Genomic DNA, 19409 nt, shown 5'->3' with positions numbered 1-19409 from the left:
CCCGCTTAATAGTAAATCATCCCTTTTATACAAGTTGTTAAAATTTGAGGTATTCCAATCCATCCGAAACGCCCTTCAAGGTCGGAATATACGTTTCTATTTTACCTTCCATAAGCGAGAATATCTCAATTCTTTCCGATAGCTGGTCAATTGTCTTTTCACAAAATATCGAAATCATATTATTAAGGTTCATTTCCTCATGTGTATCAACTTAATACTTCTTTATGCTGAATGAGTTGTTTTACCATTCTGCTACTTCAAAAGTTAAGGAAAGTTCGGTTCCAACTCCTCAATATTAATGTTGAACTTTTCATATGAAAATGAAGGTGGAAATTCAAATTTTTTAAAAGTTAAAAATTTGAGTAAATGGTCTGTTATAATAGCAAGAGCCAAATAAGTGAGGTGATATGATTCAACCAAGCTTAACATAATCCCCTACTTTAATATGGTTCTTTTCAAACCATCCAAGATTCACTTCAATTGCATAATGATATGCTATTTCTGGATCATAGGTAGGGCATATATACTCTTTACAAGGCGCCATATCAAGTATTTTTAGAATTTCCCCAGCTGGGTCAAGAAAAGCAATAGATAAAGGAATTAATGTGTTTTTCATCCAAAATCCACCATATACTTCTTCTGAAAACACAAATAACATCCCTTCATTTTCGGGTAATTTCCCAACAAACATTAAACCCATTTCTCTTTTTCTTTGAGTATCAGCAACATGAACGGTTAATCTAGTTTCCTTGTTTCCACTAAGTATTTTTATCATTTTTCTTTTTATTATATTTTTCATGTTCACTCACCTTCGAATATTTTTATAAGCAGGAAAGAAATTTAAAGTCTTTAAAAAAGGTTCATGAGATTGAAATTTTTTTATTCGAATAAACGTCTAATCCCTAATAATAAAAAGGAAGAAAGTTGGAGATAAAACGAATAGAAGATGAAAAAAATAATTAACAAAGCACCGTTTCACTTCTAATACTTATTCCATGATTTTACGTTTAATTACGCTGTTTTCAATCATCACAGCAATAATATATAAGCACAGCCATAGTTTTAGAAACCTTTCATGAACTCAATTAAAGCTTGCTTGATCAAATATCAAAATTAGGCTCCGTAGAGAACAAAAAGAGCAATGTGCATCACCACTAGGTAAGAAACATTAGTAATTTCGGCAAGTCTCCAGGAAGGAACCAGTTGGGGTATGCATGCTTAAAATATATCTTTATAACAATAATATGACAGAGTTAAATATGAGGAGTTTCTTTTGTTTGAATGTCGATTTTATGTATGATGTTAAATGTTCTCGTTTTATGTTTTATGACTTCTTCTTTAAAGGTTATTTTCTTATTTGACTTATCTCTTCGGGGATGGTCTCACCAAGAGCACAAATAAGGAACCTTTTAAAAACCCTCCCATTCAGCACCTTTCATAAGGCCCACCCTAGGGCCTGTACAACTGTACTACGTAACGTCATACGGTATCAGCAAGGCTACTAAATAGGGGGATTTGGAGAATTGGATTGGAATAGTATATTATATGCTCAATATTCCAATTAGTGTCGAATAGTAATAAATATCAGCATCAGCCCCTTATAACCTACCACGCACAACCTCAAACCCACCCCATGTTGGGATAAGGATGACCTACCGGGAATCTTGATTTCCAGTAGGGTAATTATGACTCCGGAAGGCTGTGTTGCTAGATTTAGAAAGCAGTACTAATCTAATGATAGACAAAAAGGGGTTCGCATTTCTTTACTTAATGAATGCGAACCCCAGTTTTTTAAGGAGATCCTCTGAATGAGAGTCCTTCTTTAAAGCATTTTATTGATACTTCTCATAAAGTCTTTCATAACGATGGATAATTTCCCTTTCGCTTCCTTCATCGAGCTTCCTTTAACGCCGAAATAAAATTTAATTTTAGGTTCTGTTCCCGAAGGTCGTAAACATACCCATGTGCCATCTTCAAGAAAGTATTTTAATACGTTCGATTTTGGGAGCTTGATTGCCTCTTCCCTATTTGACGCAAACATGTATTTTTTCCTGCTTAGATAATCCTCTTGAACCACTACTTGAAGATCAGAAATTTGGTCTGGTGGATTTTCACGGAATTCATTTAGAATCGCTTCAATTTGTCTGGCACCTTCAATTCCTTTTAAAGTCAATGATTGCAAACCTTCCAAGTAATATCCATATTTATCGAAAACATCCATTAAACCTTCGTACATGGTTTTGCCTTGCTTTTTATAATAGGCACAGACTTCCACTGCCAGAATGGTAGCCTGTATGGCATCCTTATCTCGAGCAAAATCTTTAATTAGATATCCATAGCTTTCTTCATAGCCAAACAGGAAAGAATGTTCTCCACTTGTGTGGTATTCATTGATTTTTTCAGCAATGAATTTAAATCCAGTTAAAACATCTACTGTTTTTAAACCATTTTGCTCCGAAATCGCCCTTCCTATTTCTGAAGTCACGATGGTCTTTAATACGACTCCATTTCCAGCAAGAGTCCCTTTCTTTTGTTTTTGTGAAATTAAATAATCCAAAAAGAGAGCGCCGGTTTGGTTGCCTGTTAATACGACATACTCTCCAGCATTATTTTTCACGCTAATACCGAGCCTATCCGAATCCGGGTCGGTGGCAATCAATAAATCAGCGTCGACGCGGTTTCCAAGCGCAATGGCCAATTCAAAAGCAGCATGTTCCTCTGGATTAGGGACTTTAACGGTAGGAAAGTTAGCATCGGGCATTTCCTGTTCTTTAACAATATGGACATTTCGATATCCTAGATCATGCAAAGCACGTTTTACTGATTGATTGGCTGTACCATGAAGCGGTGTAAACACGAGCTTTACATCGATCTCATCTGCTAACTTTGGATTTTCCGGGATAGTGAGCAATTGCTCATTATAAGCAGTATCCAGCTCCTCCCCGATGATTTGAATGAGTCCTCTGTCCTCTAGGATTTCTTCTTCCTCAACTACAATGGAAAGCTCACTTTCAATCGCGTTCACGTAATTAATGACTTGATCCGCCGCTTCAGGAGGTAGCTGTGCCCCGTCTGATCCGTACACTTTATACCCATTATATTCAGGGGGATTATGGCTTGCTGTAATGACGATACCGGCAAATGCACCCAGCTTACGTACGGAAAAAGAGAGCTGGGGGGTAGGCCGTAATTCATCAAATAAATAAGCTTTAATTCCCATTGTTGCCAAAGTCCTGGCTGCTTCCAATGCAAATTCGGGAGACTTATGTCTTGAATCGTAAGCAATTACGACTCCTCTCGATTTTGCCTCGTTTCCAAACGATTGAATATACTCAGCAAGTCCTGCAGTCGCTTTTCGCACTGTATAAATGTTCATCCTATTAGTACCTGGACCCATTTCCCCTCGCATACCACCCGTTCCAAATTCCAAATTTTTATAAAAGGCGTCTTCAAGTACTATTTCATCTTCCTTCATTTCTTCAAGCAATAAACGCATTTCATGATTTAAATGGGGGTAACTTGTCCAAATAGTATACGAATGCTTCCAGCTCATTAAAATACAGCTCCTTCCACCTTTGCTTTGTTTGGCATTTCTTTACTCTTTGATCTTAGTACACATTGTTGGAGACCAATTGAGTATGAAATCTAAAAAGCCATCGTTCCTATTTCTTCCATTCCGATATCATTTTTTTATCTTCCTTTAGTACCTCTTTTGCAACGAGTTGTAGAATCGGCAAATCTCCTCCCTCCAAAGCTGTTGGTTACGATTTATTCATATTCCTAACCAATACTTTGGAAAGAGGTCATTTATGCTTCATTACTGCTTTTTTAAGAAGAGCGAAAATACGGCTGGTTTCGCAAAAATTCTGTTGCGAAATCTGGAATAATTACAAATTTCTTTGATGATATCAGAATCCATATCTTTTGGTGGTAATCTCTATACTTTTGTATCTGTTCGAAATTGTAATGAAATCTGTACAAGTGGATTAAATATTAATACTATTGCCCATATTTAAAATCACTTGCATTTCCCTACAAGCTTCGTAAATCCTCAATATAGCCCATGGCACCCCTTTATCTAACAACTATTGGGGATCCAGCTTGTTTTCTCGTAACTTTTTTAAGTTTTCCTTACTTGATTCATTTTTTCTTTTCCTTTTTCTTTTTCTTTTCCTTTTTCTTCTTCTTTTCCTTCTCCTTTTCCTTCTCCTTGTTCTTGTTCTTTTCCGTTTTCCTTTCTGTTTCCTTCTCCTTGTTCTTGTTCTTTTCCGTTTTCCTTTCCGTTTCCGTTGTATTAACGAGTGAATATAATCTTTGTTGCTCCATAATTTGTTTATTGATATCAAATTTTTCTTCAATGACTTTCCGTGCTCTTTCCGTATAGTCGTTCCAAACCTCTGGATGTTCTAAAAAGAATTGTATGCCTTTCGCTAACTCAATATCATTTTTTTCTGGAGCCAGGTATCCTGTTTTCTGGTGTTCAATTAATTCAGGGATACCCGCATGTTGAGTAGAAACGACGGGTAACCCGCTAGCCATGGCTTCTTTTAAGGCATTAGGAATGCCTTCAATATCACCATTTTTAGCAGTCTGACTTGCAAGGCAAAAGATATGAGCTTTTTTCAATTCGTTCGAAACTTGTTTTGAATTCATAGCTCCTCTAATAACCACAGCATCTTTAAGGTTAAATTCTGTAATGACCGATTTAATTTTATTCTCATCTTCACCTGCTCCGATAATATGCAGTCTAGCATTTGGATATTTTGTATAAATCCGTTTAAATGCTTTTATAAGAGTGATATATCCTTTTTTGTCTACAAGTCTACCTACAGACAAAACCCTTATTTCGCCTTCTTTGGGTAGTTTGGGGGTAGAATAGGCGAAAAGATCCAATTCGATACCTCCATATAACACATGAATTTTATCGTCCGGAATTCCTAAACTTCTTAAACCTTGTGCAAGATATTGGCAAACAGGAAAAAAGTGTGCACCATGTTTAATTAATGATGAATATCGCTGGGCATTTTTCTTGAAAATTTCTGGTCTGTCAGAACCATCGCGCCCTCTAATGCTAACGATTAATGGAATATTATATTTTTCACAAACAGGCAAAATTTCTTGTCCATGTTTTCCATGATGAGCATGAATGGCTATGATTTCTTGTTCTTTGAAGAATTTTTCTAGATCTTTAATCTTGTTTAAATTATAGTAGTTTTTAAAGGGGAATTCTGTATGGTTGGTATCTTCGAATGGGCCAATTACGATTGAGCGATAGCTACTTATTTTTACGATTTGATTATATATAAAACGTTGGTGTGTTTTAATGTTTTCACTTACATAATAAGCAATGGTTTTCATCATGCCTCAGTCCCTTTAACAAGAAATTCATATTTCTCTTCTCGCGTTCTGCTAAAACCAATAGTTCTTGATAATTATCTATTTTTTTTATCTTTCCTTGTTCTCCAATTTGTTTCACTTGCTTGTGATATTCATGAGTGAAAATGGAATCAGCTTTATAAATGTCTTTGTATGGTAGGTCTTCAGAACAAACTATAAAATTGTTTTTAAACAGAGGATTTAATTTGAATAGAGGGTTTTTTGTAGAATTACATGTAAAGGACTTCATGAGAAAATCTATACGCTTCTTAATAACTGCCAATGGTATTTTCATATTTTCAGGGTTCAAATTACTTTCTCCTTTTACAAATTTTTAATTAATCTTTTTGCATGCATATAATTTACCCTTCTCTTTTTTATTAGATTTTGGATTTTTACACAATATATTTTTATTTATATTGAACTGAATTGCCATGCACACTTTAAATCTACTTAAACCGAATCTGTCTCCATATATCGTTTTCACATGGACATTTTTTAATTTTCAGCATTTCATTAATGGCATTCGTTAATTGGCCTTTCATACCAAATCAAGGATTAAAAAAACAAGAAAAAACAAATGGTGTCAATGAAGCTATATTTGATGGCGGATCGTTTGATGGTTTTCACAATTTTGAAACTTGACCTATTCCGAATTATTTCTTCTCAAGGCCTGAAACCATTACCTTACCTTTGTTATTCTTTTCAAGTTGAGGTGTTTGAAACTTTTTATACCTTTCTGAATGAAACAGAAATTACATCATTATTTTTTATCCCCTAAAATCTCACTTATTAAAATTCACTGCTTCTTTTTTTCTTATTTATTATAATCTTTGTACCAATTCACAAAATGAGTTAAGCCTTCTTCTATTGTTGTTGAAGGATAGAACCCCACATCAGCATGCAAATCGGCAATATCTGCATATGTCTCCTTAACATCTCCCGGTTGCATCGGTAAGAATTCTAATTTTGCCCTTTTTCCAATAATTTCCTCTAATGTGATAATGAAATCCATTAATTTTATCGGGTTATTGTTACCAATATTATAAACTTTGTATGGGGCATAGCTTGAACTTGGGTCAGGGTAAGCTCGATCCCATCCAATATTATAAACCGGTGGCTTATCAAGTAGCCGGATTATTCCTTCAACAATATCATCGATATAAGTAAAGTCTCTTCTCATATCTCCATTATTAAAAACCTTTATTGTTTTCTCTTCAATAATATTTTTAGTAAAAGTATAATAAGCCATATCTGGCCTCCCCCATGGACCATACACCGTAAAGAAACGGAGTCCTGTGGTTGGAATATTATATAAATGACTATAAGTATGAGCCATTAATTCATTCGACTTTTTAGTGGCAGCATATAAACTTACTGGATGATCCACTGGGTCTTTGGTTGAGAAGGGGATTTTTGTATTTGCACCATATACAGAACTGGATGATGCATAAATTAAGTGCTTCACATTATTGTGTCGACAGACCTCTAAGATATTTACGAATCCAACAAGGTTGGACTTAACATAAGAATCCGGGTTTTCTATGCTATAACGTACTCCCGCTTGAGCTGCTAAGTTGATGACTATATCAATGGTCCTGTCTTTAAATAATTGATTTAATTTTTCTTTATTGGACAAATCCAAATTGTGAAATTCAAAATCAGGGTTTTCTGTTAATATCTTGAGTCGATTGTTTTTTAAAATAACATCATAATAATCATTAATATTGTCTACTCCTATAACTTTGATATCTAGGCTTAATAAACGTTTTGTTAAATGGAAACCAATGAATCCTGCAGCCCCTGTTACTAAAATATTCATAACAATAATTCCAATCCTTTCTATTACAATAGGATTTTGACACCTTTTCGGAACACTGTGTAAGCATTAATTATATATTTATACTTTCGACCCTTTACAGCAACGGAACAAAGTTCATTATGACGGATATTAAGAGGAAGCAAACTCAACATCTTCAATATGAAGATACCTACGTTTTATTCGTAATTCACGAATTAAAAACCATTGAAAGGAAAATCACCATGGATTTATTAAAATGCTCCTTTTTGTCATAACTAAAAGCTCAACAAAATAGGCGTAATACCCTTTTAGGTTCCAGTTACATTACCATGACTATACAAGCGTATTATCATTTTCAGTTAATGGGATCGGTGTTTTTGTCCATTCAGCATACGTATCAGGATCTATCGCCTTCACTTGTTCCAAAAAAGCATCTAAAAAATTTCTTTCTCGAAGGTCTTTAAATAACTCGAGAGGCCTTTTTTGTTCACGTGAAAACGAGTACACATGGTCGACTAATTTAAAACCATTCTTGGTTATGATAATATGCCGTAATGGAGCATCAATTTGTTTGAAACCTGAACTTTCCATTGTTTTTAATATATAGAGTAATCGACTTGTTATGTCCTCAGAAAGTACAGATTGTTTTTTTAGAAACGTATTTAAATCCGGACCTAATAGATATTCCATTAAAATATAATTGGGTCCTGTTTCAAAGACTTTCGGTATAAAAGGCAAATCTTGACTTGATAAAAGAACCATTTTTTCCTGATCTGCATGTTCAGTTTTCCCGTATAGCTTAACGCATGCGTTTTCAGACACTCGATAAACAGCACCTTGATGCCCTTTTCCAATAAGTGTTTGTGATATAGCGCTATCCACTTTCACTCCATTACCTGACCCGCCTGAGAGGACGGGAATGTTTCTAAAGTCCATATTATTTTGATTGAAATAATCCTTCCACTCATTGAAGGTGTCCGGTTCAAGCTTTTTCACTTGGGTTAAGAACGATTCCTTTAAAAGGATAATATTTAAATCTCTTAATAATTTTAAAGGCACAGGGTGCATCCTTTTAAAGGAATTTACATGGTCAATCACCTTAAGTTCCTCATTACCAACGACAAAAATATGACGTAGGGGGGCATCTAACATGGTGAATTTTGCTTGTTTTAATTCTTTTAATATATAGAGAAGTTTCTTTACTATAGAATCAGGGATATACGTACAATTTCTCAGATATTCTTTTAAGGTTGGCGCATTAAAATATTCCATGACTATATAATTTGGACCTGTTTCATACACCATTGGCATAAAGGGAAGGTGCTTTCCAGCTTTAAGAGCTTCTTCCTCCATTTCCGCTTGTACGGGGTCTGAATAGATTTTTACACATTTATCTTCTGAAAGTTTAAATACTGCACCTTGAGCTCCCATTCCAATCAGCGTATAGGTAGTCGGATTGTGAATTTCCAAAGATTTTTCACCTTTAGTTACAGTAATGGTTTTATAATCCTCCATGTTCTCCTCCTAACTGCTCATCTTTGGCCATATGTTGAAAATTTTGAATTTTATTAAGGGCTTTTTTGACCTTTTCGGCTTTTTGAGCCTTTTTTGCATTTTTACGAGATGCTATTTTTTCATCATTACCTTTAGCCTTCAGTTGAATTTTCTCTTTTTTGTCCTTTTTATTAGATGCTACAAGTTCATCTTTGACTTTATCTTTAGTCTGCCGTTGTAGCTTTTGAAACTGTTGTAGCTGCTGTAGCTGTGGAAGTTCTTGAAGCTCTGGAAACTTCTGTAGCTGTTGCATATAAATAAGGGCTTTTTTGGCTAAATCGACTTTTTTTCTAGACGTAATTGTTTCGCCATCATTACCTTGCTGTTGAGGCTGTGGAGTCCCCTTAAGGGATTTTTTATCAATTCGGCGAGGTTTTACTGCATATTGTTTCCTTACTTCATAAGGGGCTACAAGTTCATCATAAAATTCAGCTTGTTGTCGAAGCTGATGGGCGAGGTTAAAGTTTTGTTCGACTTTTTGACGAGCCGCCAATGTATATGTTTCCCACATCTCTCTGTTAGTTAGCATGAATTCAAGAGCATCTGCCAGTTCATCCACATTGTTTTCTTGTACTAAAACCCCCTCTTTGTTATTGGTTATTAATTCAGGGATGCCGGCATGATTGGTCGAAATCACTGGTACTCCAATCGCCATAGCTTCTTTTAATGTATTAGGTATTCCTTCAACATCGCCATCGGCAGATTCTAAGCTCGCGGCGCAAAATATATCCGCATTGGTCAATTGTTCTCGTACTTGATCTTTAGGGAGATGATTCAATAAACGAAAAGAGTCTCCTAAATTAAGTTGATTTGCCAATGACATGATATATTCTTCAAGCTCCCCCCTTCCGATAATCGTTAGGGTTGCATTTGGAAATTTACCTCTGATTTTTTGAAATGCTTGCATTAAGATATGATGTCCTTTTTTTTCCACCAACCTACCGATGGATAAAATGTTTTGAGAGCCCCCTTTGTCTGGAGTCCGGTATTTGAATTCGTTAAGGTCTACGCCCCCATAGAGCACTCTGATTTTTTCTGAAGGACAACCCCAAGCAATTAGCCTATCTGCTAAATACTGACAAACTGGAAAAAAACGCTCACCTCGATCAAATAGCTTTTTCATGTTATCTAGATAGCCAATGGGCTGATTAGCCAGGGTTGCATCCCTGCCTCTTATACTTGTTACCAACGGAAGGTTTGTTTCCTCTTTAAAAGGAAGTAATAACATGCCTAATTGACCATGGTGAGCATGTAAGAGGGAGATATTATTACTTTTCACATATTCTTTCGGTGAGAAAATTTCATTGAGATAATGAACTTTCTCATTCAAAAGGGAAAGATCTATCATATACTTAGGTTGTCGTACCATGTGGATATAATCATAATCAGGAACTTCTCGAATCTGTGAAATATATTGGGTCGGGTCGACTCTTAAATTCAAATGCATAACTGTGTGCAAATAAATGATCTCCTTTCATGCATAGTAAGCAAATTTCCTGGACCTTTTCAAGTATATTATGCAGAACTCTTTAGGTACGCATGGACTAATAACATAAAGTAAAGCTAAATGGCGGAGAGCCTAATACAAAGGAGGGATTGAAGTAAGGGCTTGTGCAAACAATGTATCGATGAAGATATTTCATCCATTTAAAGAAATATAAAAAAGCACCCTAGGACTATCAAAGGTGCTGTATTGCCGGTATGAACCGAACATATGTCTTTAAAGAATCATGTTCGGATTAATGAAGTGTTAGAAAGTGTTTTCGCTTTATGTCATATCAATAACAATTGCTGGTCTTCCTATTGGATAATATTCAATTTTCTTGCACGCTCTGATTCGATCTTCTTCAAGACAATTTCTGCCATCAAAAACAATCGGTTGTCTCATTCTATTCATCAATGTCTCCACGTCTAAATGTCTAAACTCATTCCATTCGGTAACAATAAATACAGCATCCGCACCCACTGTCGCTTCGCGGACTGAGCTGGCAAATTTAATTGTATCCCCTAATATCTTCTTCGCATTGTTTATTGCCACCGGATCATAAGCTACCACTTCTGCTCCAAGTTTGGTTAAAGAACGTGCAATTTTGATGGATGGAGCTTCCCTCATATCGTCTGTCTCTGGCTTGAAAGCAAGACCAAACATTGCAACTTTTTTCCCTTTTAAATCCCCAAAGCGATTTATCGCTTTCGTTACAAGGAGTTCCTGCTGAAAATCATTAATCGCTACTGTTTCTTTTAATAGGGAAAAATGTACTCCATTTAACTTGGCAGTATGAAGCAACGCTTTAACATCCTTTGGAAAACAAGATCCACCATAACCAATACCGGGCTGTAAAAAAGCTTCTCCAATCCTTTTATCTTTTCCCATCCCCTTTGCTACATCTTTAACATCTGCACCTGCTACTTCGCATAGATTGGCAACTTCATTGATAAAGCTAATCTTAGTCGCCAAAAATGCATTAGAAGCATACTTAATCATTTCGGCACTTCTAATACTGGTTAGTATAAATGGTACATTTAACGGACGATACATTTCTTGGACTTTCTTAGCCGCCTCATCATTTTCAGAACCGATGATGATTCTATCTGCCTTCATCGTATCCATAACGGCCGATCCTTGTCTTAAAAATTCAGGATTTGAAACCATATTAAAGGTGACCCTTTCGTTACAGCGTTCTTCCATAATTTTTTTAATAAAATCATTCGTACCAACTGGCACAGTACTCTTTATAACGACTACTGAACTCTGCACTAGGTTCGCGGCAATATCCTTCGCGGCTTGCACAATATACGATAAATCTGCTCCCCCATCCTCCATTTGCGGTGTACCTACGGCAATGATGATGATCTCGGCACCATTTAGCGCCTCTCGATGAGATGTTGTAAACAGCAGTCTGCCCGCTGCGGCATTTTGAGTAAGCAAACTCTCAATGCCCGGTTCATATATTGGAGAAATCCCTTGACGTAAACTTTTAATTTTCTGTTCATCTGTATCGATACAAATGACACTATGCCCTATTTCGGACAAACAAACCCCTGTGGAAAGCCCGACATAACCTGTACCCAATACGGCTATTTTCATATTATTCAAGCTCTCTCTTTATAATCTGAAGGTTTTCTTTCTTATTTACATCCCTTAAATAAGAAAGTATTTCATCTCTTATATCATCCCTGCGTAAAGCAAAGTCGATTGTTGCTTTAATGAATCCAACTTTATCACCAATATCATATCGGTTTCCCTCAAAATTATATGCTAATACGGCCTGCTGCCTATTTAGCTCATTTATGGCATCAGTAAGTTGTAATTCATTACCATGTCCAATCGGAAGCTTTGATAGCGTTTCAAAAATCTCAGGTCTAAAAACATAACGCCCCATTATCGCATATGTGGATGGAGCCTCTTCCCTTTTCGGTTTTTCCACCATAGAATCGATATGAAAAAGGTTATTCTCAATCATTGTCCCTTTTGGCTTAATAATTCCATATTTACTGACATCCTTTTCCGGTACATTCTGTACAGCTACGACGGAACTGTTGCAATACTCAAAAACACTGATGATTTGTTTCAGACAGGGTGTGTTAGACATAACGATGTCATCTCCTAACAAAACAGCAAAAGGTTCATTTCCAATGAAGCTTTCAGCACAGAGAATTGCGTGCCCTAACCCCATCGGTTCCTTTTGACGGACAAAATAGATATTTGCCAAACTTGATATTTTCTGAACTTCCTCTAAAATATCTAGCTGATTTTTTCTTAAAAGTGCATCTTCCAACTCATAGGATTTATCAAAATGATCCTCTATTGATCTTTTGCCTCTACCGATTATGATAATAATTTCCTCTATACCCGAAGCTACGGCTTCTTCAACAATATATTGAATCGTTGGTTTATCAACAATCGGCAGCATTTCCTTAGCCTGAGCTTTTGTTGCAGGCAAAAATCGGGTTCCAAGGCCTGCGGCCGGAATAATGGCCTTTCGGATTTTCATAAGCTGCCTCCTTTGTCATTCATTAATCCTTTATATGCATTAGGACAACTTCCGGTCTAGTTAGTAGCCCAATTAGTCTATTTTTATTTAACGAGGACCAGTAGGCTATACATGCAAGCATCCCATAATGGCTGTAGCCGAGCGTCGCAACCAGTCGGTTGGTGCTAAATTAAAAACTCCATTTACACTTTTTATGCAATGGAGTTACCATGGTTTTGGTGTAATGGTCGATAAAAAGTTTGGATAAACCAACGTGTGAGCTTTTTTGCGGCTTTGCGATTTCCTTTTTTCTTTCATTGAAAAACTCCAGCCGTCAGAAATGAAGGCAACAATTTCTTTGATTAATATGATGGGTATCGCAAGTCCCATTTTACGAGACTAATTAATATGGGTTTTATACCTTTTAGTCCACTTTTCATCAAAATATATGATGGACTGTATTCACGATTTTTAAGGGGGGAATTTTTACAATTTAATTCTTAATCTACTATTTGATAAAACAATAAAAAGGGGAGGTCTATTCTCCCCTACATTCTTAATTAAATTGTGTTCAGGCTTGATAACTAAGAGTACGAAATATGTTGGAATGGATATAGCTTAGGCAAATTTATTAACTATCTCCTAGTCAATGAAGGGCAAAAATTGATCCACCGTAATCAAAGAAGTCACTAGTTGTTGTGTCCTTCAAATTAAAGCTTCTTTCGCTCAGCATTTTTGCTGGAAGCTAGGTCCAATTCTTCAAGAGTAATGGAAGCCAAAAAGAGCGGTACAGTCTTAGGAGCAATGGGGAAACGGTTGCAATATTAGAGCTATTTGAGAAAAAATGACCTCTCTTTTTATTTAGGAATCCATACATGAGTACTTTGTTATTCTTCTTGACAGAGATCTTAAATAGATAAACCAGTATTCAACACACCTTTGAATGACTGAGCGTTTGTCATGTATGGCCGTTAAACTTATACCACCTTGCAAAAAAACCACTTTATAAAAGAAAAAATCGTTGTCCGTTTTTAAAAATATAATTATCTTCGTGACAATGAAGGCAAAACGGAAAAAATTCGCGACATGAATATCGCGAATTGCTTCCTGAAGGTCTATGACTTTATGAAAAACGTATAGAGCTCTTACTTATACCCATTTAAGAATGCGACATCCCATTTTATCCAGCTAGGCCTATCAGCAGCTAAATTAGACCGTAGAGTTCGTTGGCGCGGAACATGTCGGCAACCATTCCTTTCGGAAAAACAATAGGCTATTGTTTTTACAAAGCCGCTAAGGATATTACCGAACGTGTACATTACGAAAGGGAGTAACAAGGCATACTGGGCATTTCGCAAATTTTATAGTCTAAGAGAATTCCATCCTAATAAGTCGAACTCCTTTACATGAAAGAATCGACTTTATTCCTTTAGCTTTTCCTGCCTGTACAACATAATTGGTTCTGTGGGGAATACATCATTAATTTTTTTGACGTATGCCATACTTGTACCGGTTAGAGCATTTGCGGAAGCCAATTCCCCATATTGTCCTACTAACGGATAGGTTTCCTATATCGCATTGAAATCGATATTTTTCTGCCAGTCTTCATATGATTCAGGATCGATTTTCTTTGCTTGTTCCAGGAATGAATCCAATAACCCCAATTTCTTTAGATCACGAAACATCTTCGGATTATATGGGTCATTCATTGTGAGGCCATCTGAATGATCGATTGCTTTCAGCACATTTCCCTTTGTTACAACAAAATGTCCGATTGAGGTCTTGATTCTACTAAATCCAACTCTCTTTAGTTCCTTTCGAATCATTATGATTTGTTCTGTAAACGTTTCGGGAATATCCTGCTTTCCTTTCAAATAATCTTTTAGATTGGGACCTTTTAAATACTCCATGATTACATAGTTTGGTCCGACTTCATATAACCTCGGAACAATATGAGTTTCCTTCGCTGCTTCAAGTGCTTTCCCCTCTTTAGTTGCTGCATTCGGATTGACATATATTTTTACGCAAAGATCTTCATCAAGCTGAAAAACTGCACCTTGACTTCCTTCCCCAATTAGTTTTAATCTGGTTGGATTATGAATAATAAGTCCCTTTTTACCGTTCTTTTCTATTCTCTCAACCTTTATTGATTTAAACTCCTCCATCTACTCTTGCACCTCTTTTCTTCTTTATAACCATAACCTATAATATGAAATCATCGATTAGTTGCTTTAGGTTAATAACACACTTTTTCACAAAATTAAGTCATCCCCTCTTTTACAGGGTTCTTAATGATGAAAAGGTCCTAAAGGAAAGCTTTTCCCAGCATTTCTTCAGTGTCTTATGCTCATATACGTACAATTAAAAACTTCACAAAAAACATACAAATATATGTACTTGTCCGTTTCAAGTCCTCTCCATTTTGCATTTAATAAAAAAGAGGAATAACCAGAAAGAAAATGATCAATGATCAGAAAGGAGACGTGAGATGGGATACATTGAAGATTTACGTGCTCTCGTTGGGACCAGAGCTTTGATACTTACTGGGGTTACCGTTTTGGTTATCGATCAAAACAGCCGTTTTCTGATGGTACAATCTGATGAAATATGGAAATTCCCGGGCGGATTTATCGAATTAGGAGAATCTGCGGAAGAGGCATGCAGACGTGAAATTTTGGAGGAAACGGGAATTAACATTGGTAATCTTCAATTAATTGGCGTCTTTTCAGGGAAGGACTATTTTACGAAGCTGCCTAATGGTGATCAATACTATCCAGTCAACATTGCTTACGTGACCGAAGACATACTCAGCGGGGATTTAAAACCTGATGATATGGAAATACAAAAGGTTCAATTTTTTAAATGGTCCGCCTTTCCGAAAGAATTAACTGAACGAGATCGACAAATATTTCAAAGTTTTATCGAAAACTTGATTTCAAAGGGAAGGAAGGGATTGAAGTAGTGAAGACCATCGCTTTTTACATTAGAGAACCTATTAAAATAAATCAAGGATTTATGTACAATCAGATCATCATGTTGGATCAATATCGGCCTATTGTAATAGGACCTTACCCAAATACCGACAATGTTCAATATCAGTTTGAACATTATTTTAATTTAAACGAAATCCCAGACCTTGGAACCTTCCTTAAGGAGCAAAATGTCGTGGCGTTTCACGCTCACCAAGGGAAACATTCCACTGATATATTACCAACAGCTATAGAGTATGATATTCCTTTGATTGTGCATTTTCGGGGACGTGATTCATCCACTCAAACATATAAGAGATTTCGCAAAAATGTCCTCCGATATCAAAATTTAGTAAAACAGGGAGCCGGCTGCTTTGCCGTTTGCCATTTTCTTGCAGATGAACTAAAAAAATTAGGATTTAAAGAAGATAAAATACATGTATTATATGGCGGTCTAGATTTAGAATTATACCCGTATGTCCAACGTTCCCTACCTGAAGAAGGTGAAATCCGAATCTTGTCTGTGGCCAGGCTTGTCGAGAAAAAAGGATTTTTTACGCTTTTGAAGGCTTTTCAACGGATTCAAAAAGAATACCCAAGAACGACACTGCACATCATTGGGACAGGCAAAGATGAAGAGAAGCTAAGAGTTTTCATTGATGAAAACCAATTAAACGAACACGTTTTTCTTAGGGGGCCAATGGATTCCAATCAAATTTCTAAGGAATTAAGAGATTCCCATCTCTTTTGCCTTGCCAGTGAAACAGGCGAAGATGGCGATGTAGAAGGAATCCCCAATGCATTAAAAGAAGCCATGGCAAGCGGTTTACCAGTCATCTCCACTTTTCATGGAGGAATCCCGGAATTGATTGAGCATAAAAAAACAGGATACCTTGTTCCTGAGAAAGATGATATAAAATTGGCTCAAGGTATAAAATATTTCCTGAATCATCCAAGAGTATGGAAGAGATATACCAGAAGTGCAAGACAGGTTATTGATGAAAATTTTGATTTAAAAAAACAAATCATCGAACAACAAAGGCTATACAGCTTAATGGAAAAAAATAACGGAGTTAATTGACATAGTCAAAGTAAATGATTATGTTGTCAGTAAATCAGCGATGTTCCTTTCTCCTTTTATCCCCCTCGGACTAGTAATTCTTATAAAGTACTCCTGAATCACATTCCAAAAAAATACAAAATTCAGTTAGAATGCCAATACGCGAGTTCTGACCATGAGCATTTTCATTGTAGTACGTGAAGGCGGCTATTTTGTCCATTTGATTGATCATGGAACATATTAGGGTGGATGTCATTAGTCTAATATAACGCTTACCCAGAATCTGAAATATGATATCCCTTACCAGAAAGAAACCGATGGGGATTCACTATGTTAAATGGAGAGGGTTTTACATCATTTACAGAAAAAATTGTGCCCCTTCCATACGAATTAACTGGAAACCATCCCTGTTAAGGGCGGGTTCCCAAAAGAGTAAAGTGAAGCGCTGTACAAATTTCTTTTAGAACAAAAGGTCATATACCGAATCTTATGACCAATTTGATCGAACAATGCAAGAGCAATATGCTTATAAAAAAGACAAGGTAAAAGCTAGACAAATATTTTTAAAGGAGACAAAGTGATATGACAAAATATCCTGTTCGGTATGTACAAACATTAAGGGGCGGAACCGCACATGTCATTCTTTTCAGCGATGGTAAAGAATATGTCGTGAAGTGGTTCGATATTAAGAAAGAAAGAGAAAAAGAAGTGGTCAATGAATACCTGATCGGCAAATTGGCTGAGCTCCTTTCACTTCCCGTTATCCCATTTGATCTTGTATATATACCGGAAGAATTTATCAAGAAAACTCCTGAATTACAATCCACTATATACAATTATAGATCTGGATACCAATATGGCTGTGTTTATATTAAAAACAGTACAGTTTTCGAAAATGTTAGACAGAGTCTTCCCACTAAGTCGGATGTTAAAAACCGAGATATGCTAGCCGGTATAACGGTATTCGACCAATGGGTAAATAACTCTGATCGAGGTACGATGAATGTCATATTGGAAAATCTAAGTGATGGTGGCTATTATGTCCATATGATTGATCATGGCAGAGTTTTTCCTGGACGTTACAAATGGTCAGCTCAAACGCTAAGTGAAACACCGGTATATAACTACCATTGGCCTTTTTATAAATGGGCCTACTCCCTTCTCGATGATCACACAGAGCTTACATCGTTTATAGAAAAGGTAGTGAAATTGCCGAACAAATCGATTTATCAAGTGATTGAATCCATCCCAAAAGAGTGGAATGTGAGTAAGAAGGATAGAGATGCTCTCTACAAGTTTCTTTTAGACCAGAAAATTAAATTGCCAGATATCGTTGATCGTATCATCCAGCATCATAGCAACCCAAAATAACATTGGTTTTTCCCCTAGAAAAAAGTAACTCCTTATTAGCTTTAAAGGAGTTACTTTTTTTATCTATAAATCTTTCCATTCCATATAGAATCGAAATCCATTTATTTTAACTCTTCCAAAAATAATGGTAATGGACCCAACTTTTTCAAAACTTTGAATATCAACTCTGGCCTGTTTCGAATTCTTATATAGGAGCTATAATGATCAATCACTTTTAATTCCTCATCTTTTGTTATAATGTGGCGCAAATCGATAGCCAATCTGGTAAGCTTTAAACGCTTCATTTCTTTAAGCACAAAAAGAATTTGCCTTATCAATTTTTCTGATAAGATACCTCCAGACCTAAATATTGGAATGAAGTTGGCCCACAAGATATTCCAAATTAATATAGATTTGCCCGAGTGTAATAGCGGAAGACTCTTGTGCAATTTTCAATACATCCACCGCTTTAACGAGATATTCTTGTTTTGCACAAATTTTCACACATTTGTCTGGAGAAGTTTTAAAAACTCCCTCTATGAACATTGATGTATCAACGGTTTGCACCACTCGGTGTATTAGGCGAATTATTTTTTTACCCTACTTTTAAACAGAGTATTGAAATTCTGGTTTTTATTACTAAATTGAGAGTACGCTTCGCTAAAACTAATGGAAATCATTAGCTATTTTCTCCACTATGTGATGCACAATAGATCTCTGCGAAACTTATGATGACGTACCCTCCCATGTCTCTTAGCGTCATTTGCGCTTACATTCCTTCGTTCGGTCTATTCATAAGGCAGAGGCCTGCTAAGCTGCCCCGGGGACTCTTGGTCTTAGTTTAGTAATGTTGCTGGCTTCTCCGTGTCATCCTTCTTGTTATAAATCGATAGTTAGAAATGCTTACGCTGCCTCTGAGAGGCAGTAGAGATCTTTCATCATACTCTGCTTATTAAAATGGACTTTCTTTTTACAAATACCATGCAATACTTTCAACAATTTACCACAGAGTACCACCATCGATTGCTTTCCGCGTAAGGGATTTTGTTGGCGTGTTGTGTAATATTCATGAAGCTGTTTAAACCCCTCGTTGTGACGAATGAGTGGTACTATTACTTTGAAAAGAATAGATCTAAGTCGCTTTCTTCCTCGTTTGGAGATATGTTTTTGTCCCTTATGTTGACCAGATGAGTTTTCCCGTAATGTTAATCCCGCTAGTTTAATCAATTGGCGTGGATTTTCATAAAGTGAAAAGCTTCCAACTTCTGAAAGCAAATCAACAATGGTTGCATCTCCTAATCCAGGAACTGAAGCCAGTAGCTCAT

General features: G+C 36.2%; 14 protein-coding genes. 3 read left to right on the top strand and 11 right to left on the bottom strand.

All coding sequences use genetic code 11. From position 1 onward, the window contains the following. Positions 1–412: 412 nt before the first annotated feature. The 10 genes from N0M92_RS22975 to N0M92_RS22930 all read right to left on the bottom strand — a co-directional run bounded on the left by N0M92_RS22975 (position 413) and on the right by N0M92_RS22930 (position 14870). Complete coding sequence (locus N0M92_RS22975) at positions 413–799, bottom strand: DUF192 domain-containing protein (RefSeq protein ID WP_260288022.1); 387 nt, start codon at positions 797–799, stop codon at positions 413–415. 1023 nt (positions 800–1822) lie between these two features. Then, on the bottom strand, positions 1823–3553 hold the full coding sequence (locus N0M92_RS22970) for a phospho-sugar mutase (protein WP_260288021.1): 1731 nt from the start codon (positions 3551–3553) through the stop codon (positions 1823–1825). Between the two features lie 587 nt (positions 3554–4140). Then, positions 4141–5361 (bottom strand): glycosyltransferase, encoded by a 1221-nt coding sequence (locus tag N0M92_RS22965; RefSeq protein ID WP_260288020.1) that lies wholly within the window; start codon positions 5359–5361, stop codon positions 4141–4143. Then, the gene (locus tag N0M92_RS22960; RefSeq protein ID WP_260288019.1) at positions 5330–5686 is read right to left on the bottom strand and encodes a hypothetical protein; all 357 of its coding nucleotides are present in this window, start codon (positions 5684–5686) and stop codon (positions 5330–5332) included. The genes N0M92_RS22965 and N0M92_RS22960 overlap by 32 nt, the downstream gene beginning before the upstream one ends. A gap of 507 nt (positions 5687–6193) precedes the next feature. Further along, entirely contained in the window at positions 6194–7198 is a 1005-nt protein-coding gene (locus N0M92_RS22955) for an NAD-dependent epimerase (RefSeq protein ID WP_260288018.1), read from the bottom strand. Positions 7199–7510: 312 nt separating this feature from the next. Then, positions 7511–8692 (bottom strand): hypothetical protein, encoded by a 1182-nt coding sequence (locus tag N0M92_RS22950; RefSeq protein WP_260288016.1) that lies wholly within the window; start codon positions 8690–8692, stop codon positions 7511–7513. Beyond that, positions 8679–10190 carry a glycosyltransferase gene (locus N0M92_RS22945; protein WP_260288015.1) on the bottom strand — a complete coding sequence of 504 codons (1512 nt, stop codon included), beginning with the start codon at positions 10188–10190 and terminating at the stop codon, positions 8679–8681. Before N0M92_RS22945 ends, N0M92_RS22950 begins: the two co-directional genes overlap by 14 nt. Positions 10191–10499: 309 nt before the next feature. Further along, positions 10500–11819 carry a UDP-glucose dehydrogenase family protein gene (locus N0M92_RS22940; RefSeq protein ID WP_260288061.1) on the bottom strand — a complete coding sequence of 440 codons (1320 nt, stop codon included), beginning with the start codon at positions 11817–11819 and terminating at the stop codon, positions 10500–10502. Position 11820: 1 nt separating this feature from the next. Then, positions 11821–12726, bottom strand: a complete 906-nt coding sequence (gene galU / locus N0M92_RS22935) for a UTP--glucose-1-phosphate uridylyltransferase GalU (RefSeq protein ID WP_260288014.1) — start codon at positions 12724–12726, stop codon at positions 11821–11823. A 1547-nt stretch (positions 12727–14273) separates the two neighbouring features. Further along, positions 14274–14870, bottom strand: a complete 597-nt coding sequence (locus N0M92_RS22930; RefSeq protein ID WP_260288013.1) for a serine/threonine protein kinase — start codon at positions 14868–14870, stop codon at positions 14274–14276. Between the two features lie 323 nt (positions 14871–15193). Here N0M92_RS22930 and N0M92_RS22925 point away from each other — a divergent pair, with 323 nt between their 5' ends. The 3 genes from N0M92_RS22925 (at position 15194) to N0M92_RS22915 (ending at position 18105) form a co-directional block, all read left to right on the top strand. Further along, positions 15194–15667 carry an NUDIX hydrolase gene (locus N0M92_RS22925; RefSeq protein WP_260288012.1) on the top strand — a complete coding sequence of 158 codons (474 nt, stop codon included), beginning with the start codon at positions 15194–15196 and terminating at the stop codon, positions 15665–15667. Next, positions 15667–16755 (top strand): glycosyltransferase, encoded by a 1089-nt coding sequence (locus N0M92_RS22920; protein ID WP_260288011.1) that lies wholly within the window; start codon positions 15667–15669, stop codon positions 16753–16755. Before N0M92_RS22925 ends, N0M92_RS22920 begins: the two co-directional genes overlap by 1 nt. A 561-nt stretch (positions 16756–17316) precedes the next feature. Continuing rightward, on the top strand, positions 17317–18105 hold the full coding sequence (locus N0M92_RS22915) for a HipA family kinase (protein WP_260288010.1): 789 nt from the start codon (positions 17317–17319) through the stop codon (positions 18103–18105). A gap of 882 nt (positions 18106–18987) precedes the next feature. Here the strand turns inward: N0M92_RS22915 and N0M92_RS22910 are convergent. Next, positions 18988–19409, bottom strand: a 422-nt coding sequence (locus N0M92_RS22910) for a transposase (protein WP_260288009.1), incomplete at its 5' end; no start/stop codon positions are given.

The organism is Peribacillus aracenensis (assembly GCF_025175645.1).
GTDB classification, from domain to species: Bacteria; Bacillota; Bacilli; order Bacillales; family DSM-1321; genus Peribacillus; species Peribacillus aracenensis.
Note: the sequence above shows the minus strand (reverse complement) of the source record. Positions and strands in the feature narration are given on the sequence as shown.